The following is a 23,065-nucleotide window of genomic DNA, read 5'->3' on the forward strand; positions in this document are numbered from 1 at the left end:
TAACTTGACCATATCTAATAATCTATATTTAAAAATTATATAAAAAATCTAAAGTTAGTCTTTTAATGTATTGATTCTAAAGGGCTGGCTAAGAGTAGAGAGGTAAGTAGTGATACAGTTTTTGCTAAACGACACAGTAACTGAAGTGCAGAGTGCTTCGCCGAGTCTCACCATTTTGGAGTGGTTACGCACCACAACGGGGAAGAAAGGCACCAAAGAAGGGTGTGCAACCGGAGATTGTGGCGCATGTACTTTATTAATAGGTGAAGAAGTCACAAATAATAAAGGTGAAACTTACTGGCAATATAAAACATTGAATAGCTGTTTAATGCTAGTAGGTAACGCGCATGGTAAGCATATTATTACAGTAGAAGCGGTTTCGTTAACTCAATACCCAGAATTAGAAGATTTACACCCAGTGCAAAGAGCTATGGTTGAATGTCATGGTTCGCAATGTGGTTTTTGTACGCCAGGCATTATCATGAGCTTATTAGCTTTATATATAAATAACGAAACTTATCCTGGTAAAACTGCTGTTATTCATGCCCTAGGTGGAAACCTATGTCGTTGTACAGGTTATAACCCTATATTAAAAGCTGCAGAAAAAGCTTTTGAATACGACCGAGCTGAAGAGCCATGGTCTGCAATGGCAATCAACTTTAAAGAAAGCTTATTAGCTGCGCCTCAAGATAACGCTTTACCTTATTTAGAAGACAACCAACGAAAATTCTACTTACCACAAACAGTAAGCCAGTTAGTTGAGCTTACAGCGACTTACCCTGAAGCGAGTATTGTAGCTGGCGGAACTGACTTTGCTATTGAGCTAAGCCAACACTTATTAAAACCTGAAGTCGTTATTTCTGTCAGCCAAACCAGTGAGCTTACACAATTTAGTGAAAAAGATGGGCAGTTTGAAATTGGTGCAGCAGTACCTTACTGCGATTTTGTTGATGTACTTTGTAGAACTTATCCTGAAGCTAAAGAGTTATTTGAACGCTTAGGTTCAACTCAAGTACGTAATGGTGGAACTTTAGGTGGTAGTTTAGGTAATGCATCACCGATTGGTGATCCTGCTCCTTTACTTATTGCGTTAAATGCCACTATGGATCTTCAATCTGTAAAAGGTATTCGCACCATCAAGGTTGAAGACTTCTTTACGGGCTATCGCCAAACAGTATTAGCTGCTGATGAAGTTATCGCTAAAATCAGTATTCCAAAACGTAGTGAATCTTTAAAACTTGCTTGTCATAAAGTATCAAAACGTTTTGAAGATGACATTTCAACGGTGTGTTTAATATTAGCGGTAGAGCATGCGAACAATGTTATTACCTCAGCACGTTTTGCTTTAGGTGGCATGGCTGCTATTCCTGCACGAGCACCGAAAATGGAAGCACAATTAATTGGTGGTCGTTTAGATACCAAAACATTTATGAAAGCAGGGGCAGTGGTTGAAAAAGACTTTTCTCCTATGTCAGATGTTCGTGCAACTGCTAACTACCGTTTGATCACGACTCAAAACTTAATGCAACGAATTGGTTATGAATTTTCTCAAGCGATTCCGGTAAACAATATTACAACACCATCAGCGAGGATTTCTCATGCGTCACTTTGAAATGGATAAACTGCAAGCGCGTGGTGGTAGTGTTGGTCAATCAAAACATCATGAAAGTGCTATTAAACAAGTTTGTGGTAAAGCAAATTACGTAGATGACTTTGCAGAGCCAGCAGGCTGCTTACATGGTTATCCTGTATTAGCGCCAGTCGCTGCAGGTTTTATTACCTCAATTGATACAAAAGAAGCTGAAAGTTTAAAAGGTGTGATACGCATTTTTTCAGCGAAAGACGTCCCTGGTAAAATTGATATTGGTCCTGTATTTCCGGGCGATATTTTATTAACCGATCATGAAATTGAATATTTTCATCAGCCGGTACTGTTTGTTGTTGCCGACTCTTATGATACGGCTCGTACAGCAGCACGCTTAGTTAAAATTAATTGTGAAGAAACAGAAGCTGTTTTAGATATTCATGAAGCGATTGAAAAACAACACTGGGTTCGTCCACCACATTCATTACAACGAGGCGATGCTGCTAGCGCAATTAAAAGTGCTAAACATCAAATCAGTGGCGAGTTGATGGTTGGCGGACAAGAGCATTTTTATTTAGAAGGTCAAGTTGCTATGACTCAGCTAAATGAAGATGGCGGTATTTTTGTTCAATCTTCATCGCAACATCCAACTGAAGTTCAGCATTTAGTCGCTAAAATTTTAAAGAAACCTTTTAACTTCGTTACCGTAGAAATGCGACGTATGGGTGGTGGCTTTGGTGGTAAAGAAACTCAAGCAGCACCGTGGGCATGTTTAGCAGCCTTAGCAACATATCATTTAGAAAGCCCTGTTAAAGTAAGGTTAGCCCGAGCTGATGATTTTCGATTAACGGGTAAACGTCATCCATTTTATAATAATTATACCGCAGGCTTTGATGAGAACGGTTTAATTGAAGGTGTACACATCGAAGTTAATGGTAACTGTGGTTACTCACCTGATTTATCAGACGCTATTGTTGATAGGGCTATGTTTCATGCCGACAATGCTTATTATTATCCAGCCGCAAAAATTGTCGGTAATCGTTGTAAGTTAAATACTGTAAGTCATACAGCATTTCGCGGTTTTGGTGGTCCACAAGGTATGATCATGGCTGAACTGATCATGGACGATATTGCTGCCAAATTAGGACAAGATCCACTTACTATTCGTAAAGCTAACTTATATCGCCCAGGTCGAGATGTTACGCCTTATCACCAAAAAGTAGAGCAACATGTGCTTGCTGGAATGATCGAAACATTAGAAAAAGATGCGCAATACTGGGAACGTAAAGAAGCTATAAAAGCATTCAACAAAACCTCACCTTTTGTTAAAAAAGGTTTAGCGATGACGCCAGTTAAGTTCGGTATCTCATTTACCGTGCAGCATTTAAATCAAGCGGGTGCGTTAATTCATGTGTATTCAGATGGTTCTATTCATCTTAATCATGGTGGTACCGAAATGGGGCAAGGTCTTAATACTAAGGTTGCGCAAATTGTTGCTCATGCTTTTGGTGTTGATTTTGAAACCGTGGGTGTTACTGCTACACGTACCGATAAAGTACCTAATACTTCGCCTACGGCTGCATCAAGCGGTACCGATTTAAATGGTATGGCGGCATTGAATGCAGCGAATACCATAAAAGATAGATTAATCGAATTTGTAGCGTCGCACTTTAGTGTTGAAGCTGAAAGTGTAGAGTTTAACGATAGTAAAATCATTCATGCTAAAGGCGAAATGAGTTTTTCTGAGTTAGCTGAATTAGCTTACATGAATCGTATTTCACTTTCATCGACAGGTTATTACGCAACACCAAAAATTCATTATGATCGTGCTAAAGCTGAAGGTAGACCATTCTTCTACTTTTCTCATGGTGTGGCATTAAGTGAAGTTGAAATTGATATTTTAACCGGCGAAAACACTGTAACTCGTGCTGACATTTTACATGACGTAGGGAACTCACTAAACCCAGCATTAGATATTGGCCAAATTGAAGGCGCATTTATTCAAGGCATGGGTTGGTTAACGACAGAAGAATTACAATGGAAAGATAGCGGAGAACTAGCCAGTTCAGGTCCTGCTACCTATAAAATTCCAGCCATTGGTGATACGCCAACAGAATTTAACGTTTCGTTATTTGATTCAGCAAATCCTGAAACTTCAGTATTTCGTTCTAAAGCTGTGGGCGAGCCGCCATTCATGTTGGGCTTTAGTGTATGGAGTGCAATTAGAAACGCAATCAGCAGTTTAGCTGATTACAAATACGCACCTGATTTGAATACACCAGCAACGCCTGAAACTGTGCTTAATGCTGTTGTAGTCACTAAACAATGGGCTGCTGATAACTTAGTTTCTGACCTAGGCTCTAACTCTGAACTAGACACGAACGAAGAAGGTTCTTCTCATGTCTAAAACCAGCGGATTGAATGATTCCTTTCAAGGCTTTCATACGCAAACGTGGTCGCAAAGTATTGCTCAGCTAGAAGATGCTGGTACTAACTATGTTATCGCTACTGTTTTAGGTACTTCTGGCTCTACACCAAGAGCTTCAGGTACCAAAATGGTAATTTGTGGTGAGCATATTTACGATACTTTAGGTGGTGGCCATCTTGAATTTGTTGTGATTGAAAAAGCTCGAGAACTCATTGCTCAAGGTAAGTCAGCACAAGTTATTGAACAGTTTCATTTAGCGGCAAATTTAGGTCAATGTTGTGGTGGTGGTGCGGTTATATTATTTGAAGTTATCGCTAGCGAACACATGAAGCTAGACGTTTATGGCGCAGGTCATGTGGCGCAAGCTCTCATACCTATTTTAGCTAAATTACCTGTACAAGTGCGTTGGATTGATAACCGAGAAGATGTTTTCCCTGAGTACATTCCAAACAATGTTACTAAAGTGGTTGATGAATTTCCTGTTGAACAAGCCAAGCAAGCAACGGCTAACAGTGCATTTTTAATTTTAACCCATAACCATCAATTAGATTTTGAATTAACCGAAGCTATTTTAAAACGTAACGATTCACTTTGGTTGGGCGTTATTGGCTCAGACACTAAAGCTAAACGCTTTAAACATCGTTTAATGCATCGTGAATCTTCTGAATCTGACATCGAAAAAATGATTTGTCCTGTCGGTGTTTCAAGTATTAATGGCAAACTCCCGATGGAAGTTGCTGTATCTATATCAGGTCAAATAATCCAATTATATCAGCAGTATAATCTTGATAAAGGTCATCCTGCTAAACAAGGAAGCCGCGAAGGCTTGCAATGGAAAACCTTAAAAAATGCGTTGGTTTTAGATGATGCTAAAGGTGAATCAGAAACTGTCGAAATGTCAGAAAAAAAATCAGCAGAATCAACAAGCGAGCAAGAGCAAACCCATAAAGTACAGGTTATTAGCGAATGAATTTAACACAACTTACACAACTGAATGAACAATCGAAAAGCGATGCTTACCAAGCATTAGAAAGCTGTTGCGTTGCGCCACGTTGGGTAGAAGCTATGGTAGCTGCTCGTCCTTTTTCATCACATGAAGAAGTTTATCAAACGGCTCAGAAAATATGGGACGAACTTAACGAAGACGATTATTTAGCTGCATTTGAAGGGCATCCACAAATTGGTGATGTATCAACATTACGCGCTAAATTTGCTTCAACTGCTGAAAAAGCAGGTCACGAACAATCAGGTATGTCAGCGGCAGACGAAAACGTTTTGCAAGACATGATGACAACTAATAAAGCATATTTAGAAAATTTTGGTTTTATTTTTATTGTGTGTGCAACAGGTAAAAGCGCAGAGCAAATGTTAGCTCTGATTAAAGAACGAATTAATAACGATCGCGACACAGAACTTGCTATAGCGGCAGGCGAACAAGCTAAAATTACTAAAATTAGACTGGAGAAATTACTATGAGCCGAAGCCCAATAACTACACACATATTAGATACAGCAAAAGGCCTACCTGCAGCTAATGTTCCAGTGAAAATGTTTAAATTAGTTGATGACCAATGGTTGTTTTTAACTGATGGATTAACCGATGCAGACGGACGTATTGCCAACTGGTTAACGCCACTTACCGAAGTAGAATTTGCTACTTATAAGTTAACTTTTGATTTAGATGCTTATTTTACTGATAGTGATAAACCAGCATTCTATCCTTTAGCTGAAATCTGCTTTCGTGTGCAAGACACTAAACATCATCATATTCCTTTATTGTTGTCGCCTTTCGGCTATTCAACTTACAGAGGTAGCTAGCTTTGACAAATATTTCTAACCAAGAAAATGTAGTTATTTGTGGTGACATTTTTGATTTTGTTGATGATCCAGCTATTGCTGGCGACAACGCCCACCGTTATTTTGAAAAAGGTGCGCTTGTTATTAAAAACGGTAAGGTAGCACAAATTGGCTACGAGAAAGACATACTGCCAACTCTAGATAAAAGTATTGAAGTTAAACGCTACGATAACCGTTTTATTATTCCAGGTATGATCGATACCCACATACATTTACCACAAACAGAAATGGTAGGTGCTTATGGCGAGCAATTATTAACTTGGCTAACCGAATACGCTTTCCCTACGGAAAAGAAATTTGCTGATGAAGCTTACGCAAAAGACATTTCTAAACGCTTTTTAGATGAACTGTTACGTAATGGTACAACTACCGCTTTAGTGTTCGGTACTGTGCATCCTGAATCCGTTAATGCTTTTTTCACTGAAGCACAAGCGCGTCATCTTCGTATGATCGCAGGTAAAGTAATGATGGATACAAATTGTCCTGACGACTTATCAGATTGTGCGCAGTCAAGCTATGAGCAATCAAAAGCATTAATCGAAAAATGGCACAATGTTGATCGTTTAAGTTATGCAGTAACACCACGTTTCGCACCTACTTCAACACCCGAACAACTGGCTAAATGTGGTGAGTTGTTAAAGGAGTTTCCTGATACTTATCTGCATACTCATTTATCTGAAAACAAAGACGAATGTGCTTGGGTACAAAATTTATTTCCTAAATCTACCGATTATTTAGGTGTTTATGAAGATGCAGGGCTGGTTAGAAAACGTTCTGTGTTTGCACATAGCATTCATTTGTCTGAACGTGAACTTTGTTGTTTAGCTGATAATGATGCAGCTATTTCTCATTGTTCAACCTCTAACTTATTTTTAGGCTCTGGCTTATTTGATCTAAAAAGCTGCGAAAAACATGGCATCAACGTAGGTATGGGCACCGATATTGGAGCAGGTACAAGCTTTTCAATGTTACAAACGGCGAACGAAGCTTACAAAATTCAACAATTACAAAATGAAAAGTTCTCTGCATTTAAAGGTTTGTACTTAGCAACACTTGGCGGAGCCAGATCATTAGATTTAGAAGGCGTTATTGGTAATTTCAATACAGGTTGTGAGGCTGATTTTGTTGTACTCGATCCTAAACCTACGCCTTTTATGGAGTTTCGTTTGACGTTTGCTAAAACACTTCATGAAAAGCTATTTGCCATCATGATGCTAGGTGACGATCGTTGTATTGAAGAAACCTTTATTTTGGGTAAAAGCGCTTATCAACGTGATGCAGATGTTCAATTTAGTTCTACGTTTTCTTCTGAACCATCTAATAAAAATTTATAGGAAGTGAGTGAATAATGGAAAGTTATTTTTTTGAGTTGATACATTTAGTATTAAGATATTTTCATGTTATCACAGGTATAGCATGGATTGGCGCGTCGTTTTATTTTGCGTGGCTCGATAACAATTTAGAAGAACCACCACAGTGGAAAAAAGACAAAGGCATTCGTGGTGATTTGTGGGCAGTACACGGTGGTGGATTTTACGAAATTGCTAAGTATCAAAATGGCCCTGAAAAAATGCCATCTACCTTGCATTGGTTTAAGTGGGAAGCTTATACAACGTGGATCACAGGTACCTTACTTTTCACCTTGCTTTATTATGTTGGTGCTGATATTTACTTATTAGATAACAGCAAAATGACGCTAGATAAAGTAACGGCAATAGCAACATCAATTGGTGTTATTGCTTTAGGTTATGTGGTTTATCGTGCTTTATGTAATAGCGTTATCGCCGAAAAAGGACTGGTTTTCGCCGTTGTTAGTGTGATTTTATTAGCACTTTGGACATGGGGCTTAGATCAGCTATTTACCGATCGCGCTGTGTATATTCATATTGGTGCGTTAATTGGTACCTGTATGGCGGGTAATGTTTATCATATTATTATGCCTGGCCAACGTTATATGGTGGCAGAAGTTGAAGCGGGTAGAATTCCAGACTCAGCTCCGGGCTTAAAAGCTAAGCTTTGTTCAATACACAATAACTACGCTACGCTACCTATTATTTTTATTATGACGAGTAATCACTTTCCTTATACTTATAGCCATGATTACGGTTGGTTAATATTAATAGCGTTATTTGTTATTGGTATGTGGATACGCCACTTCTTCAACTTAAAACATCAAGGGGTTAATAAACCTAGTGTATTAGTCAGTGGTATTGCTGCCTTTTTTGTTTTAATGCTAGCGATTGCACCTTGGCACACGCTAAATGTACAAACGTCGAATGACGGTTCTCCGCAAGCAGCAGTTATCACTGATGCTGAAGCATGGACAATCATAGAAACACGTTGTACTGAGTGTCATAGTAAAACACCTACATCAGAAATGTTTAAAACAGCGCCATCAGGTTTTGTAATTGACTCGATTGATGAAGCTAAAAAGTTCAGCCAATCCATTTATACACGTGCCATTATCAGTAAAGACATGCCACTGGCTAACCTAACCCATATGACCGATGAAGAGCGCGAGTTATTATCAAGTTGGTTATTAGCAGCAAGTAAGGAGCAGTAAAATGTCGAGTGATTCAAATAGCCAAGATACTTATCAGAATTATCCGCGAGACCTTGTTGGGTATGGCGCTAAGCCTCCACATGCTAACTGGCCTAATAAAGCGCGTATTGCTGTGCAAGTGGTAATGAATTATGAAGAGGGCGGTGAAAACTGTGTGCTGCATGGTGATGCTGCTGCTGAAACCTTTTTGTCTGAAATTGTAAGTGCTCCCCATGTAGAAGATCGCCATATGAGCATGGAATCTATCTATGAATACGGCAGTCGTTCAGGTGTTTGGCGCTTATTACGTTTGTTCGAAAAATACGATGTGCCTGTTACTGTGTTTGCTGTAGCAATGGCGTTAAAGCGTTATCCAGAAGTGGCTAAAGTTTTTAAAGAGGCAGGACATGAAATTTGTAGCCATGGACTGCGTTGGATCAACTATCAAAATGTTGATATTGAAACTGAACGCCAACACATGGAAGAAGCTGTCGCTATAATCGAAGAAATTACGGGTGAGAAACCTAAAGGTTGGTACACAGGTAGAACGAGCCCCAATACCGCAAGCTTAGTGGCTGAGAATGGTAACTTTCTTTACGATGCAGATGACTACAGTGACGACCTACCTTTTTGGCGTGAACACCAAGGTAAGCCTCAGTTAATTGTGCCTTACACCTTAGACACAAACGACATGCGTTTTGCTGCTGTTCAAGGCTTTAATGCTGGCGACCAGTTTTTTAATTATTTAAAAGATGCGTTTGATGCTTTATATGAAGAGGGCGATCCTGATGGTTTAGATAGCCCGAAAATGCTTTCTATTGGATTACATTGTCGCTTAATTGGACGTCCTGGAAGAATTAAAGCCTTAGAGAAGTTTTTTCAATATGTGCAATCATTTGATGATGTGTGGTTTGCTCGAAGAGTTGAGATAGCTGAGCATTGGCACAAAGAACATCCTTATAAAGCTTAATCATTCGCAGCTTTAAAGTTCGATATTTAAACCAAATAAAAGGGCGTTTATCGCCGCCCTTGTCTTTAACCTAGCGTTTAGTGCTAGCTTTCATTTTAATTCTTTCTTTAGCTTTTCAGCTTACGTTTACGCGCCATAAAACCTAATAAGCCTATTCCGCCTAACATCAGAGGTAAAGTGGTTGTAGTAGGAACAGCTAATGGCGTTACAAGAACTGATATCTCAGCTGATGATAATAGTATTTGTGAACCAGCTTGAAATACTTCCATTTTGAAATCATAAGCGCCAGGTAAATCAGGGTCTGCTGAATAACCAAAACCTAAATTAGCTGATTGTTGCGCGATACTAAAAGAGTTCATATTCGTAAGTAAATCTGAGTTACTCGTTGATACAGTTCCTCCTCCATTGAGTGTTGAATTGTCGCCCAGCGCATGATCAAAAAAACCTAAAGTATTGAATGGGTCGAAAGTTGAATAAGAGACTGCCGCTGAAGCATCTGTATCAAACGAAAATAAATATGAAAAATCGCTAAGCTGAAGTGTATCGGTATCACTTTGATCTATGTTGATAGACCACTCAAAGTTGAATACCGACCGATTCGCTGGATTAGTGGTTAAAACGTTTGAGTCAAAGGTATAAGTATCTACGCCATCGTAATTAAAAATATTTGCTGCTGGATAACGTTGCTTAGCTCTTAATCCTACTTCTATGTTGTTACGTGTTTCCCCTGTAAAACTCCCATTGGCGTTTCCTGAGCCAAATATAATATCGGGTGTTACGTTTCCTGTACCATTTAATATACCGGCATAGGTGGTAGTTGATGCACCTAATGCGATAACTGCTGTCAATAGGGCAAGGTTTATACTTTTAATTATTCTAAGTTTATTATGTATAGTCATGCTTAATCCTCTCTGATCTGCATTTTGAAATACTGTTATTAGTATTTCGACTCAAGACAAAACCTTGAGTTGAGTATATTGGCGCATAAATTAAGCCAACTGTATTTTTTGTATGATAATTAATCATTTACGAAGTAGCCTAATTATCATTTTTCTTAAGTTGTAAAATATGCTGACATATTCAGAAAATGAGAGGTAAACAATGATTCACATAGCTAATATTTAAGCATTCATTGTAACTACCTAATAGAAATGAATATTCTAAAGAAACTTGGAAAACCCTTCTATTTACGTAACAATGAGCGAGATAACTTGAATATAAGATAAACACTTATATTTCATTCTCTTGTTTAATAAGTTATCAATAATTTTCGTTAATTTAATCTTTTAAATGGATACTTTATTTTGCTAAATAAACATGTAGTTTTTACTTGGGAATTAGGCGGTGGTTTAGGGCATATCACAAGCTTTTCACTTTTAGCAAAAGCATTACTCGATAAAGGTTATCAAGTATCTGTTATCTCAAAAAATGTTTCACTAGTTGCTGATGTTTTGGGGCATTTACCAATAAAGGTATATCAGTCGCCTCTTATTTTACAAAGCACTGATAACCTAAAAGTTACTTATTCATACGCTGAAATAATTTTTGATTGGGGATATAAATCTACAGCTACACTATGTCCGCTTGTTGATACTTGGAAAAATCTATTTGAGTTATTAAAGCCTGATTTAGTGATTGCTGATCACAGCCCTACAGCTTTAGTCGCCTGTAAAATACTTAAACTCAAAAATATCATCATGGGCACTGGATTTTCAACTCCACCACAAGTTGCTCCATTACCAAGTCTGGAAAGTATGAAGGTTCCAGATCAGAAAGCTTTTCTCCAGCATGAAAGCCAAGTACTTAGTTCGATAAATGGCGTGTTAACAAAATACAACACTTTGTCGTTTGAACATTTACATCAGTTATTTAATGTTGACGATAATTTCTTATGCACTTTCGCTGAGCTAGATCATTACTCAACACGTAACGGAGCTGATTATTGTGGACCTTGTTTTGATATTGATGTTGGCAGCTCTTTTGTTTGGGGTAAAAGCAAAAGCACTAAAGTTTTTGCTTATATAAAACAAAATACACCAGGGTTCGAATTGCTATTAGCGGCATTAATTCAAAGTAATAATAATCTTGTACTTTATATTCCTCAGGCTAATGCCAAAGTAATAGAAATTTGTAAAAAGAGTAAAAATGCAGTTTTGCTAAACAAACCAGCGAACATGAGGCAAGTGTTAAATGAGGCAGATATGATTGTTTCTCACGCAGGTCATGGTGTTGTGTCTGCTGCGTTATTACACGGGAAAAGGCTTTTGTTGGTACCATCGCAACTAGAACAGTCAATACTGGTATATTTACTGGCTAAACGTCGATTAGTCACGGCTGTTAATCCGCGTAATGAAAAAATTAATTACGCCGCCGCTATTCAATTTACTTGTACGAATGCAGAGTTGGGTAAGAATATTGAAATGTTTAAACAGAAATATGCAGGATTTAACTCATCTGATCAATTAGAAAATATGGTTAAATCCTGTGAAAATATTATCAGCTAGTTATTACTGAGCTTTTCTTTTAGAAATTCTAAAGCCAACTAAACCTAAACCAAGTAATGCTAATGTAGCTGGAACAGGCACACTTGTCGGTGTTGTTGCTGCCGTTGTATCAAATGACACATTAGTTGTTCCGAAACCACTTGGATCGCCAAATTGTGCACGACCTTGAGTGTAAATATTGAATTCTTCACTAGTGAAGCTTTCAGCTTGAGTTGTTAATATATATTCAACGGTAAAATCAGAACCAGCAGCTACAAGACCTAAATCAATATTGAATGAGCTATCGCTCCAATAATAAGTATTTGAATCAGTATCAACCGGGCTTAACTCAGTTCCTGATGTTACATAAGTTAAACCAGTAGAATCTAGAGACATTGAAACAGCACTATCCCATACGCTCAAACCATTGAATAAAATTTCAGCCATATAACTTGCTGAAGCAAAACCAGTGTCTTCACAAGTATCACTACCGTAGCCATTTTCATTTATACCGTATGGGTTATCATCAGAACTATTACCACACATAGATTCAAGACTACCAGCAACTACATCGAATGAAAAATCAAAAAACTGATCTTCACTTGTATCATTTGTTACTGTGTAAGTTTGCTTAACACTTGATGTAGCTGAAGCGTAATCATAAGAAGCAGATGAAGAATAAAACGATCCATCACTCTCGCCACTAGCACTTGAATAAGCAGAAGCAACTTCACCATTTACACTCGTATATACAGATACATCTGTAGTACCAGAGTCTGTATTCGTTAATGGCGAGCTACCGTAAGCGGATGCAGTTCCTTGAGCATCAATTTGTAAGTCAATTATTGCAGCGTTAGCTTGAAGAGCACTAGTGCCTAATAAACAAGCAATGGTGAAACTAAGTGTTTTTTTATTTAAATTCATAATGTTAAATCATCCGATGAGTTGTTTTTTGTAATTTAAAGCAAAAAATGTTCCTGAATTTTTTTTATTTTTATTTTCCTTTTTAATCAGTAGTTTGAATATATTTATATTTGAAGGAGTTTAGCTTGTTGTAAAAATAACTGACACTTTAGGTTACTGAAAAGTAAAGAAAAATAAAGATTGAAATATTATTTTTTGTTTCATTATTAGCGCTAACAAAATAGAACAAGTATTGAACTACCAAGTAAAAATACAAAATAAATATCTCTTTCATTAGCTGTAATAAGTTAAAATTTACGACTTGTGAATTTAGCTCATGTTTTTGTTAATAATTGACCAAAAATTCACAGCGAAACGTACTTGAAAACACAGTAAATAAAGTAAAGGTGATAGCAGTAAATGGTAGAAGATTTAAAACAGTTAAGCGGTAATTACGACGAGAAAGGCTATTTTATAATAAGAGATTATTTTAATGCAGCTGAGATTTCTGCTCTAAGAAAAGTAATTTTAACCTTTCATGAATTATGGAAAAAAGACAACAGAACCTTCTACGAAGAAGAAGCTTTTAACTCATCGTTAATAACGGGAAGCGTGTATTTAAAACCTGATGATAGGGTGAAGCTGTTTAACTTTATTAGCTCAGAAAAAATCATGAAGATTGTTGAATCAGTTGTCACCAACAAACCTGCCTTTATGAATACTCAGCTGTTTTTCAATCCGTTTAATACGAAACAAGAAAACTTCTGGCATCGTGATTGTCAATACGACCATGAAGTGGAAGAGCAGAAAAAAGCGATTCAAGAAACTCAAGTTATTCACTTGCGAGTCCCTTTATTTGATGAGTTGGGTATGGAGTTAGTGCCTGGCACACATAAACGTTGGGATAACGAAGAAGAGTTTGATGTTCGTTTAGAAAACAATAAAAGGCTGAGCAGTGAAAGCCTTTCAAGTGGAAAAGAAATCCCCTTAGCGGCAGGTGACTTATTAGTGTTTTCTGCTGATATGATCCACCGTGGCTTATACGGTTTAGACCGCTTAGCTTTAGACATATTAGTTTTTGATTCATCAGCCGACTTTGCTGATTACGTTGATGACGACTGTTTACCTGATACGCTTATGCTAGAACAAATCAACGACCCAAGACTGTTTGAAAATACTATCAAATTAAAGCCTGTGGGCTGTTAATTATCAGCTAACTGGTTATTCAGTTAGCTGTAATAGATCCCATTTATTACCATAAAGATCTTGGAAAATAACAACCACGCCATATTCTTCAACTCTTGGTTCTTCGTTAAATACCACGCCGTTAGCCTTCATTAGCTCGTAATCGCGCCAAAAGTCATTGGTTTTAAGGAACAAGAATACACCGCCGCCACTTTGGTTACCTACCGCTTGTTTTTGTTGTTCATTGCTGGCCTGAGATAACACTAAATTTGAGCCATTAGAATTTGGTGGTGATACTTGTACCCAACGTTTACCTTCGCCTAAATCTATATTGTCGATTAAAGTGAATTGCAGTTTAGTTGTATAAAATTCAATAGCGTCATCGTAGTTGTCTACAACAAGTGCGATACCACCAATGTTTTGAATTGTTTGTGTCATAAAAAATTACCTTTAAATAAAATTCGATATTATTTGGGATTAATAACAGGGGAAATCGAAATAAGATGTTAGTTGATTTGTTTTGCAGGATTATGAATTAAAACAGGTGTTATACCAAGTTGAAGCGTTAACTTATTGAGTTGATATTGAAAGAATAAAACCATGCGTTGAGTAAAATACTGCAACGCAGGGTAAATAGTCGATAGAGGTTATTTAAACTTAGCTAACGTTTTAGCCAGTTCATTAACGTCTAACACACTGTAATCAGGTTGTGCAGCAATTGGAAATAATACCTTGCCTGTTCGACGGATAAAGGCTGTTTGTAAACCTGCTTTATCAGCACCCGCAATATCCCAACCATGAGCAGCAACCATTAACGCTTCATCAGCATCAACGCCTAAGTCTTTAATTGCCCATTGGTAAGTTGCAAGATGAGGTTTAAATACACCTACAGATTCAATGCTTAAATTCGCATCAAAATATTGGCTTAAACCCGAGTTTTTAAGTTGTAGCTTTACACCCGCTAACGAAGAGTTAGTTAATGTTACTAGCTTATAACCTTGCGCTTTAAGTGCAGCTAAACCTTCAGCAACATCAGGATGTGCAGGTAAAGAACGTAATGGCGTTAAAATAGATTTTTTAGCATCTTCTTTAGAAATATCTATGCCATTAATTTCAGCAACCATTTGTAGTGCAGCTACACCAATATTACCAAAGCTTTCGTATTCGCCAGTAGCTGAAACAACTAAAGAGTGATGCAACATAGTTGAGAACCATAAAGGCAATAAGTCTTCACGCCCACCAATAGCATCGCCTACAGATTTACGCATGCTTGTTAAGTCGAGTAGTGTTTCGTTAACATCAAAAATAATAACTTTAGGTTTAGTTAATGGTTTAGTTGATTTTGCTACCTCACCAGCAAAAAGCTGATGGCAATTAAGTAATAAAACTAAAGTAAAAAATGTTTTTAATATTGGGGTTTTCATAATACCTCTGTAAATATGTGATTGAATCAATTAAGTAACCTGAACTCGTGATAATGTTTTTTAGCCATTGTTTAAAAATATTTTATGAATCATGTAATACGATTTAACTCATCCAACGTTATTTATTAACAATGCTTGGGTGAACTGTTTATGTCGAATTCAAATTTATAAGTAAGCTTGTGTTTTAACCTTGTAAGTAACATTACATTTGTTCATACAAGTGAGCAGACCAACTTAAACAGCAGAAACTTTCGTTACATGGCTAATATAGCCATAACGGAAATAAGTCTGACGATTAATCAAAATGTTTGCAATTAAATCCCACGGTTGATCTGTAAGAGAGTATGACTGATTATTTTGAAAGGTGTTGAGGTTGAAAATAACGCCAAACAGAACCGTAAAATAACATCTAGCTAGGGTAATTATTTGCATTTAATGATGTTACCGTTATCCTTTCTAATAGGGTCTGTTTTCTTATTTAAGCTACAGAACAACTCATAAATTTAATAGTAAGGACATCAATGAAACATATTTTTTTCATCATAAGTATCTTAATGCTGAGTGCTTGTGGAGGCGGCGGTAATGATAATGAAAAATCTTCTGCAACCGATGAACCTCAAGTTGATGCAGGAACTGGAACACAGACTGGAGATGGGAGCTTTACCTTACATAATATTCGATTTGATTCAAAAGATTATTATGAAGGGGAGTTGGTTACGATTACAGAAGGCACTACCTTTGATGTTCAGTGGGTTTCTCCCACTTCAGCAGCCTACATAATAGATTTTTATTTATCGAGTAACGACCAAGCTCATTCTGACAATAATAAAATAGTAGGACTTAAATGTGGTAGCGACTCTTTATCTCTATGCCCTAACGCGACAGGTGAAGTTCAATGTGAAGTTGCTAACAACAATTTAACTTGCTCGATTGGAAGTGACTTTGTAGGTAGTGAGAATTTTCAGGATAAAGATTTATCCAGCTTAACGTTTATTGTAAAAGGTTGTGATGCCTTTAGTAATTGTGATGTAAAAACCTTTGATCTTTCGGTACAAAGTAATACAGATGCTGCAGAATGACATTATTTTTTATAAATCAAGTGATTGAGAGGTGTTTATGAGGTTATTTATTAATAAAAGATAGAGTATTTTTTAGGTCAAATAAAAGATTGATGTGCAGAGGAAACCATAGTTTAAAATAAGTGAGATATTCTACTTATACACCTTGCAATGATATTGATATCTCAATAATGTAGTCGCTCTTTTAGTTTGATCTAATGTGAATAAAAACAATGAAAAAACATCCTATACTCGCCTTAGCTATTGGGCTTTCACTGAGTGCTTGCTCATTATCTGATGAAAACGTTCAAAGTGCACAAATATCGCCAGTGGCTGCTGATTATCAAGCTAAGGGCATCATCTCTAAATCCTTACCTGAGATTGTAGAAGCCTTAAATAGCGGAGATATTAGTTCTGAAGCTCTTGTAACACTCTATCTAGATCGTATTAAAGCTATCGACAAACAAGGGCCACGCTTGCAGGCAGTGCTTAATGTTAACCCTGACGCTTTAACTCAGGCTAAAGCGTTAGATGTTATGCGTAAAGATGGTTTAATTAAAGGGCCTTTACATGGTGTGCCCGTTTTACTAAAAGATAATATTGAATCGTTAGATAACATGCCAACAACTGCAGGTGCTTTAGCGTTAAAATATAATATAACTCATCGGGATAGCCCTTTTGTGGCAGGTTTACGTGCCCAAGGAGCGATAATTCTCGGTAAGACCAACTTAAGTCAGTGGGCTAATTTTCGTTCTGAAGGAGCTATGAGCGGTTGGTCGGCATTAGGTGGTCAAGTTAGAAATCCACATATGCTTGACAGAAATCCTTGTGGTTCTAGTTCAGGTTCTGGTGCTGCAACAGCTGCATCATTAGCAGCAGCTACTGTGGGAACTGAAACTAACGGCTCTATTATTTGTCCCTCAAATGCGAATGGCATAGTTGGTTTTAAACCTACAGTGGGTATAGTTCCACAACAGTACATTATCCCTATTTCTGTATCACAAGACACGGCTGGACCTATGACTAAAACAGTTAAAGGTGCTGCCATGATGATGAATGCCATGGCTACCACTACGCCTGACATTGACTACACGGCAGGTTTAAATGCTAAGGCACTTAAAGGAGTACGCGTGGGTGTACTTAATTTTGCCCAAGGAAGCTCAAATCAAATAAAACAACATTTTGCCACTGCCTTAGACGATTTAGTTGTTGCTGGCGCAATTTTAGTTAATATTGACGAGCGCCCAAAAGCTCCAGATGGTTTAGGGAAGATGAGTTATGACGTACTAAAATATGAATTTAAGGATGGCATAAATAATTACCTTTCTTCAACGTCAGCTAAGCAAGTACGGGTGCGAACACTTCAAGAACTTATTGACTATAACCAAGCCAATGCAGATATAGAACTAGCTTTGTTTGACCAAAGTATTTTTATTGCATCACAATCCATGGAACCACTTAACAGTACTAAATACCAAACAGCGGTTTCTACTTTACAGAAAGCAACACGCGAAGACGGTATAGACAAGCTTTTAAATGGACATAATGTTGATGTTCTTGTTGCACCTTCAGGTCCTATAGTGCCAAGAGTAGACCCTATTAATGGCGATGTTTGGCCTGCAAGTTGGCCTGGATTCGGCTCCTACGCAGCACAGGCAGGTTACCCTCATGTAACCGTACCTATGGGAGGAATCCATTCATTGTCGGTGGGTTTATCATTTATAGGAACTAAAAATACCGACGCTAACATTCTCGCTTTTGCCTTTGCCTATGAGCAGCAATCACAACGAAAAATTGAACCGCATTATTTAACCAATGCTGAAGATATTCCCGCTATTGCAGAAGCGATGAAAGCTAAGAGTTACTAAACATTAAGTTACGAACAAATCACCGCACTATCGGTAAAGATTTAATTTCCCTTGAGTTGTATCAAGACCAAGGGATAATTTATTTGGAGATAGCCTTTGTGTGCGGTTGATTTTCCTCACTACTTACAAATTACTTAATATAATAAATCAATTTAAAGTCTGGTTAGTAAGTAAAGTTGCTAGAAATTTAGATAAAACACGACTATTGCTAAAATATTTAAAAACTCAATTAACACTGTTTTTATATACAAGAGGTGAGTGATCCTTCTTTCTACAAGAAAGCGGGATTAGATCCTCCTTTTACACATCGACCAGTTAGAACTATGTTTTTAAGTAATTGATCTAATGATAACAATCACGTAATGTCGATGTTAATTATAAATTAAAGGGGATTAATGGTCTTTGTGGAAAGGCGAATTACATCCTCATATTAAACTGTTAGATTTTTAGGAGAGTTTAGTGAATATGGATATATTATCAATTCTTTTGGGTTGGCTTTTAGGTATGTTAAGCCCTGTAATTGTTAGTAGAATCTACAGACATTATAAAAAGAAAGACTTACATGTGGGAATATCTAAAGAGATAAACCATGTAACAGAGAGATTAATTTTGACGTTACAATTAATCTCTCACCGAACAGGATCTTTTGATCGTGAACTTGTCGCTTGGTTATTAGAACATTACGAACAATTAGAGATTACAAATCCACAAAGAATAAAAGTGTATCGAATACAGCTTAAAGCTAACGATAATGATTTTAAAAAAATAAAATCAACTTTACACACATCGCCTGACTCAGGACTAACATTACAAAAATTTCCTTTACTGTTTATAAATATGCATCTATCAGATTTTTCTTTATTTTCAACCGAGCTTCAATCAGAGATATTCGAATTAAAAACTCGTATTGAAATTTTAAATTCAGGAATATCTTCGGCTGAAAAATATTTTTTTATGACTTTTGATTCAAATGTATCAGCTGAAAATCAATCAATAATAAAAGATGATTTAACTAATAAATATCGTCAAATAGAAGGCATGATTAAAAGGACTGTTGAACAAATAGAAAAAGTTAACAGTATCAAAAAAATCTAACAAGTCGCTCAAAAGGACAAAAAACAGTTGGTTTTTGCTCCTGCGTCGCTTATTTTAACCAACTATTTTTTGCCTCTTAGCGAGGCGTTATGAGTCTGCTGCTTTTTGTTTGTTATTTTTTTGTAAGTCAGAGTGGTTTTAACAAGTAAACTTTGTGCTTATTTCATACGAGTTTCGCTAGTTAAAATTTATCAATAGTCACTAATTGGCTTTGCCTTTATAAAGAGACTTTTGTGGCAAATCCATCAGTTCGTAAATGTGTGTTTAATAGCTCAAGTTAGGCTTCATTTACAAATTAGGTGTTTACTAATAGTGTAGTGTTTTGGGTTAACCTAAGTTACTCATAACAAGCAAATTAATAGGAATTTTACAGCTGGCTGTTTCGTTCCTCAACATTTTAAGCCAGCTATAAAATCCCATTATTTGGGCGTTATGAGTCTACTGCTTTTTGTCTGTTATTTTTTGTAAAATAGGTTGGCTTTAACAAGTGGAATTTGTGCTTGTTTCAAACGAGTATCGCTAGTTAAAGTTTATCAAAGGTCACCAATAGTATTTGCTTTTGAAGAGACTTTTGTAGCAAATACATCGGTTCGTAAAAGTTGATTGGGTAGCTCAAGTTAAACTTCATTTACACATTAGGTGTTTACTAATAGCGTCGTGTTTTGAGTTAATGTAAGTTACTCATAACAAGGCAATTCAACAAGGACTAAAAACAGCTGGCCATTGCTCGTGCCTCGCTTATTTTGGCCTACTATTTTTAGCCTGTTAATATGGGCGTTAGCTATTTAGTCAAACTTTCGAGGTATGATGAAAAAAGAAATCCCAGCTCCAATTATCGCAGTTATTTCTCAAAACCTTCCTGATATAGAAACGCACGCGAGCCTCGATAATCTGTTTTTATATGCGGATGCCCCTGGCGATCCACCTGAAGGCTCAAAACCAGTAAAGGTTCAATCGTGGCTTAGAATAATCAATAAAGAATGTGATTACCCGTTAAAGGTATTAGGGAAATTAATTGAGACTCACATGGAGTTACCCGAGCAAGATGAGCAAGAGCAAATTTTGTGGGGACATAATGTAACTAATCATAAAAAAGAGTTTAAACAAAAATTATTATCAATTTTTAAACAATGCAATCTTACGTATACTTCTGGAGGACATTTATCCGATGGGAGTTCTGCGCCAAGTAAAGCTTTATCCGAACTTATTAAAGGGCGTGATATTCCATCAATTGACGCTGAATTTAACAGAGCTTTGGCTAACGTTAATTCTGAACCAAGAGAAGCCGTTTCAGCTGCATGTAATATATTAGAGTCAATTTTTAAAGTTTACATAGCTGATGAAGGGTTAAGTAAACCACAAAAACAAGATCTACAAAACGTCTGGAAAATCGTCCGCGGAGATTTAGGTTTCGATACTAAATTAGTTCAAGATGATGACCTTAAAAGAGTACTAAGTGGTATTATTTCAATAGTCGATGGAATTGGTGCATTCCGCACGCATGCAAGTTCAGCTCATGGTGAAGGTCGCAAAGTTTATAACCTTCAGCCAAGGCATGCTCGCTTAGCAATCAACTCCGCGCATACAGTTGCGCTTTTTGTTCTTGAAACTTGGGATGAACGGCGTAAAAAATAGCTAACAAGTTGCTCAAACGGACAAAAAACAGTTGGCTTTTGCTCGTTCCTCGCTAATTTTAGCCAACTATTTTATTGCCGCTTAGCAAAGCGTTAGCAGTCTTTATTCAGTTTGTATAAATCAGGGATTGGTTTTTAGTGAAAAGGTTTCACGTTTCACTTTACCTCTCCCTAATTAAAATTTACTTAACGTTAATATCGTAGTGTTCTTTTCTTGGTGTTAATTTTTAAGTAAAGTGTATTAGAAAGCGTTAGTTGTATTATTAGAGAGTTATTGCGGTAAACCGCTAAAGCTTATCTTACACTGCTAACAAGGCAAAGCAGCAGGACTAAAAACAGCTGGCCGTTGCTCGTACCTCGCCATTTTGGCCAACAATTTTTAGCCTCTGTTTGAGGCGTTAGTTGTCCGCACTAAATAAACTATTTTATTTTTATAGTTGAGTGCATAACTTATGTCTTTAGTTTGGTTCAATCTTTGGTTTGGCAATGGAAGTGCCTTCAAATATTCACTTCTTCTTTGCCCAACCAAGTTTTCGCCTTTCTAGTTTAACAGTACAAATAGCTTTAGCTTTTAAGGCTCAAAATTCATGTTTTGGTGTGTCGTGCGGAAGCGCTTATTGCATCTTCCGCTTATCCCGTAAACATGGTAACTTATTGTAAAGTTAGTGCTTTTAACAATCAGCAACTAACAAGGCAATCAAAAGGACTAAAAACAGTTGGCCGTGCTCGTGCCTCGCTATTTTAGCCAACAATTTTTAGCCTCTTATTGGGGCGTTATGAGTACAAGGAACGTTATGTATCATCCTCGAAGTATTGAAGGTCAAGCTGACTGGCTAGATGAAACAGGCACTAAAATTTATACTGTTTCATCGACAGATTGTATCGTTGATCAATCTAAATATTTTCAGCGCCTTAAGCACGTAAAATCAGCTCGCGACATCAATTGGTTAAATACTCCTGCTTTTGTTATTTTTCATGATGGTTCTAGCTGCGATTACTTGGTTTTAGTTTGGTGGGGAAATGATAACGAGATATTCACCTCTGTATCTGTAAAAACAGAAAACGTATGGGAAGAAGATCCTACCAAATATTCATTTTGCTTATACGACTTAGAAATAATGTGGATGGAACGGAATATTTATATCAAAACAATAGATTGCGAACTTCCATCATTGCAACAATATCAAGTTTCGCGCTAATGTACTCATAACAAGGGTTTTCAAGTCGGACAAATTACAGTTGGCTTTTTGTTCGTGCCTCACTTATTTTAGCCAACTGCAATTTGCCGCTTAAAACGGCGTTAGGGCTCAATCGAATCAAATGATGGATCATGATTAATATAGGAACAACGGATTTTTATTTAGGCGTACCAAGCCTTCCTGTAGATGAGTTTGAGTCATATTCGACCAAGCTTTTTGAGGAGTGGGAAGAGTATGTCGGAGATATATTAAAATTACCCGATTACTGCTTGGTGCTAGATGTTCAAGAAGGATCTATCAGTGCTAAAAGTAAAATACTTGTTGGTGCTACAGCTATTTGTGGTTTTTTAGCAACATACGGCTCTATATCTTCTGGAGCTAAAAACCTTTATACCGACATAACCGCTGCTGGTAATTACTTAGGTATCAGAGCCTCGGCTCCTTTTCCTGATGCGAATGTTAAACCGAAAATTCGTAATAGAGGAGAGGCTCTCTCTAAACTCCAGTCGCTTTTTGTTCGAGTTGCAAAGGGAACTCTCTCTCCCGAAGAAGCTATGATATTAGCAAGAAATATCTTTGGTGATGATGTTCCTGAATTTATGGATCAACTAAAAGACTCGTTGGAGAAAACACCATCACAATTATCACTACCTATCGAAGAGCCTGAGGAACAATCGATTATTCTTCCAAAAGATAATGATAGAGAGCCTCCTTCTCGAAAACCTAAAGTGCACGTGATACGTCCTGAGCAATACAGAGTTGAGATATGGAGAGAATCTAAAAAGAGTGAAAGGAATATACGTGTGCGTAAGGTTTAGCCCTAACAAGTTGCTCA

General features: G+C 37.1%; 20 protein-coding genes. 16 read left to right on the forward strand and 4 right to left on the reverse strand.

The window, feature by feature from the left end:
• Positions 1–109: 109 nt before the first annotated feature.
• Genes xdhA through puuE form a run of 8 tightly spaced genes read left to right on the forward strand, consistent with a single transcriptional unit; the run spans position 110 to position 9,381 of the window.
• Positions 110–1,612, forward strand: a complete 1,503-nt coding sequence (gene xdhA, locus ACPUVN_RS01980) for a xanthine dehydrogenase small subunit (protein WP_426369851.1) — start codon at positions 110–112, stop codon at positions 1,610–1,612.
• A complete protein-coding gene (gene xdhB, locus ACPUVN_RS01985) occupies positions 1,599–3,992 on the forward strand; it encodes a xanthine dehydrogenase molybdopterin binding subunit (RefSeq protein WP_426369852.1) in 2,394 nt (797 codons plus the stop codon). Before xdhA ends, xdhB begins: the two co-directional genes overlap by 14 nt.
• Positions 3,985–4,983: a xanthine dehydrogenase accessory protein XdhC gene (xdhC, locus tag ACPUVN_RS01990; RefSeq protein ID WP_426369853.1), complete on the forward strand. Its 999-nt coding sequence runs from the start codon at positions 3,985–3,987 to the stop codon at positions 4,981–4,983. Before xdhB ends, xdhC begins: the two co-directional genes overlap by 8 nt.
• Positions 4,980–5,489, forward strand: coding sequence for a 2-oxo-4-hydroxy-4-carboxy-5-ureidoimidazoline decarboxylase (gene uraD, locus ACPUVN_RS01995; RefSeq protein ID WP_426369854.1), 510 nt, complete (start codon positions 4,980–4,982; stop codon positions 5,487–5,489). Before xdhC ends, uraD begins: the two co-directional genes overlap by 4 nt.
• Positions 5,486–5,830: a hydroxyisourate hydrolase gene (gene uraH / locus ACPUVN_RS02000; RefSeq protein ID WP_304369961.1), complete on the forward strand. Its 345-nt coding sequence runs from the start codon at positions 5,486–5,488 to the stop codon at positions 5,828–5,830. The genes uraD and uraH overlap by 4 nt, the downstream gene beginning before the upstream one ends.
• Before the next feature lie 2 nt (positions 5,831–5,832).
• A complete protein-coding gene (gene guaD / locus ACPUVN_RS02005) occupies positions 5,833–7,203 on the forward strand; it encodes a guanine deaminase (protein WP_426369855.1) in 1,371 nt (456 codons plus the stop codon).
• A 14-nt stretch (positions 7,204–7,217) separates the two neighbouring features.
• Positions 7,218–8,432: a urate hydroxylase PuuD gene (locus tag ACPUVN_RS02010; protein ID WP_426369856.1), complete on the forward strand. Its 1,215-nt coding sequence runs from the start codon at positions 7,218–7,220 to the stop codon at positions 8,430–8,432.
• 1 nt (position 8,433) lies between these two features.
• The gene (gene puuE, locus ACPUVN_RS02015; RefSeq protein ID WP_426358242.1) at positions 8,434–9,381 is read left to right on the forward strand and encodes an allantoinase PuuE; all 948 of its coding nucleotides are present in this window, start codon (positions 8,434–8,436) and stop codon (positions 9,379–9,381) included.
• 107 nt (positions 9,382–9,488) lie between these two features.
• Here the strand turns inward: puuE and ACPUVN_RS02020 are convergent, their stop codons facing one another.
• Complete coding sequence (locus ACPUVN_RS02020; RefSeq protein WP_426369857.1) at positions 9,489–10,280, reverse strand: PEP-CTERM sorting domain-containing protein; 792 nt, start codon at positions 10,278–10,280, stop codon at positions 9,489–9,491.
• 405 nt (positions 10,281–10,685) lie between these two features.
• Between ACPUVN_RS02020 and ACPUVN_RS02025 the strand changes: the two genes are divergently transcribed.
• The gene (locus ACPUVN_RS02025) at positions 10,686–11,885 is read left to right on the forward strand and encodes a glycosyltransferase (protein WP_426369858.1); all 1,200 of its coding nucleotides are present in this window, start codon (positions 10,686–10,688) and stop codon (positions 11,883–11,885) included.
• Positions 11,886–11,888: 3 nt separating this feature from the next.
• Here ACPUVN_RS02025 and ACPUVN_RS02030 read toward each other — a convergent pair whose 3' ends face one another.
• Entirely contained in the window at positions 11,889–12,788 is a 900-nt protein-coding gene (locus ACPUVN_RS02030) for a PEP-CTERM sorting domain-containing protein (RefSeq protein WP_426358239.1), read from the reverse strand.
• Positions 12,789–13,187: 399 nt separating this feature from the next.
• Between ACPUVN_RS02030 and ACPUVN_RS02035 the strand changes: the two genes are divergently transcribed.
• Entirely contained in the window at positions 13,188–13,973 is a 786-nt protein-coding gene (locus ACPUVN_RS02035; RefSeq protein WP_426358238.1) for a phytanoyl-CoA dioxygenase family protein, read from the forward strand.
• Positions 13,974–13,988: 15 nt separating this feature from the next.
• Here the strand turns inward: ACPUVN_RS02035 and ACPUVN_RS02040 are convergent, their stop codons facing one another.
• On the reverse strand, positions 13,989–14,390 hold the full coding sequence (locus ACPUVN_RS02040; protein ID WP_426358237.1) for a VOC family protein: 402 nt from the start codon (positions 14,388–14,390) through the stop codon (positions 13,989–13,991).
• Positions 14,391–14,599: 209 nt separating this feature from the next.
• Entirely contained in the window at positions 14,600–15,376 is a 777-nt protein-coding gene (locus tag ACPUVN_RS02045) for a haloacid dehalogenase type II (RefSeq protein WP_426358236.1), read from the reverse strand.
• A gap of 521 nt (positions 15,377–15,897) precedes the next feature.
• On the opposite strand from ACPUVN_RS02045, the gene ACPUVN_RS02050 reads away from it, so the two are divergent.
• The 6 genes from ACPUVN_RS02050 (at position 15,898) to ACPUVN_RS02075 (ending at position 23,048) form a co-directional block, all read left to right on the forward strand.
• Positions 15,898–16,455: a hypothetical protein gene (locus tag ACPUVN_RS02050; RefSeq protein ID WP_426369859.1), complete on the forward strand. Its 558-nt coding sequence runs from the start codon at positions 15,898–15,900 to the stop codon at positions 16,453–16,455.
• Between the two features lie 212 nt (positions 16,456–16,667).
• A complete protein-coding gene (locus tag ACPUVN_RS02055; protein ID WP_426369860.1) occupies positions 16,668–18,302 on the forward strand; it encodes an amidase in 1,635 nt (544 codons plus the stop codon).
• 465 nt (positions 18,303–18,767) lie between these two features.
• Positions 18,768–19,397, forward strand: a complete 630-nt coding sequence (locus tag ACPUVN_RS02060; protein WP_426369861.1) for a hypothetical protein — start codon at positions 18,768–18,770, stop codon at positions 19,395–19,397.
• Between the two features lie 807 nt (positions 19,398–20,204).
• Positions 20,205–21,032: an abortive infection family protein gene (locus ACPUVN_RS02065; RefSeq protein WP_426369862.1), complete on the forward strand. Its 828-nt coding sequence runs from the start codon at positions 20,205–20,207 to the stop codon at positions 21,030–21,032.
• 793 nt (positions 21,033–21,825) lie between these two features.
• Positions 21,826–22,230 (forward strand): hypothetical protein, encoded by a 405-nt coding sequence (locus tag ACPUVN_RS02070; RefSeq protein ID WP_426369863.1) that lies wholly within the window; start codon positions 21,826–21,828, stop codon positions 22,228–22,230.
• A gap of 131 nt (positions 22,231–22,361) precedes the next feature.
• A complete protein-coding gene (locus tag ACPUVN_RS02075) occupies positions 22,362–23,048 on the forward strand; it encodes a hypothetical protein (RefSeq protein WP_426369864.1) in 687 nt (228 codons plus the stop codon).
• Positions 23,049–23,065 lie beyond the last annotated feature (17 nt).

Origin of the sequence: Pseudocolwellia antarctica, assembly GCF_049933045.1 — a bacterium.
Taxonomy (GTDB): Bacteria; Pseudomonadota; Gammaproteobacteria; order Enterobacterales; family Alteromonadaceae; genus Pseudocolwellia.

Excerpts from the sequence above, each read along its gene's own strand:
- xdhB (WP_426369852.1), top strand. The coding sequence starts at position 1,599 with ATGCGTCACTTTGAAATGGATAAACTGCAAGCGCGTGGTGGTAGTGTT.
- xdhC (WP_426369853.1), top strand. The coding sequence starts at position 3,985 with ATGTCTAAAACCAGCGGATTGAATGATTCCTTTCAAGGCTTTCATACG.
- uraD (WP_426369854.1), top strand. The coding sequence starts at position 4,980 with ATGAATTTAACACAACTTACACAACTGAATGAACAATCGAAAAGCGAT.
- uraH (WP_304369961.1), top strand. The coding sequence starts at position 5,486 with ATGAGCCGAAGCCCAATAACTACACACATATTAGATACAGCAAAAGGC.
- ACPUVN_RS02010 (WP_426369856.1), top strand. The coding sequence starts at position 7,218 with ATGGAAAGTTATTTTTTTGAGTTGATACATTTAGTATTAAGATATTTT.
- puuE (WP_426358242.1), top strand. The coding sequence starts at position 8,434 with ATGTCGAGTGATTCAAATAGCCAAGATACTTATCAGAATTATCCGCGA.
- ACPUVN_RS02020 (WP_426369857.1), bottom strand. The coding sequence starts at position 10,280 with ATGACTATACATAATAAACTTAGAATAATTAAAAGTATAAACCTTGCC.
- ACPUVN_RS02030 (WP_426358239.1), bottom strand. The coding sequence starts at position 12,788 with ATGAATTTAAATAAAAAAACACTTAGTTTCACCATTGCTTGTTTATTA.
- ACPUVN_RS02035 (WP_426358238.1), top strand. The coding sequence starts at position 13,188 with ATGGTAGAAGATTTAAAACAGTTAAGCGGTAATTACGACGAGAAAGGC.
- ACPUVN_RS02040 (WP_426358237.1), bottom strand. The coding sequence starts at position 14,390 with ATGACACAAACAATTCAAAACATTGGTGGTATCGCACTTGTTGTAGAC.
- ACPUVN_RS02045 (WP_426358236.1), bottom strand. The coding sequence starts at position 15,376 with ATGAAAACCCCAATATTAAAAACATTTTTTACTTTAGTTTTATTACTT.
- ACPUVN_RS02050 (WP_426369859.1), top strand. The coding sequence starts at position 15,898 with ATGAAACATATTTTTTTCATCATAAGTATCTTAATGCTGAGTGCTTGT.
- ACPUVN_RS02055 (WP_426369860.1), top strand. The coding sequence starts at position 16,668 with ATGAAAAAACATCCTATACTCGCCTTAGCTATTGGGCTTTCACTGAGT.
- ACPUVN_RS02060 (WP_426369861.1), top strand. The coding sequence starts at position 18,768 with ATGGATATATTATCAATTCTTTTGGGTTGGCTTTTAGGTATGTTAAGC.
- ACPUVN_RS02065 (WP_426369862.1), top strand. The coding sequence starts at position 20,205 with ATGAAAAAAGAAATCCCAGCTCCAATTATCGCAGTTATTTCTCAAAAC.
- ACPUVN_RS02070 (WP_426369863.1), top strand. The coding sequence starts at position 21,826 with ATGTATCATCCTCGAAGTATTGAAGGTCAAGCTGACTGGCTAGATGAA.
- ACPUVN_RS02075 (WP_426369864.1), top strand. The coding sequence starts at position 22,362 with ATGATTAATATAGGAACAACGGATTTTTATTTAGGCGTACCAAGCCTT.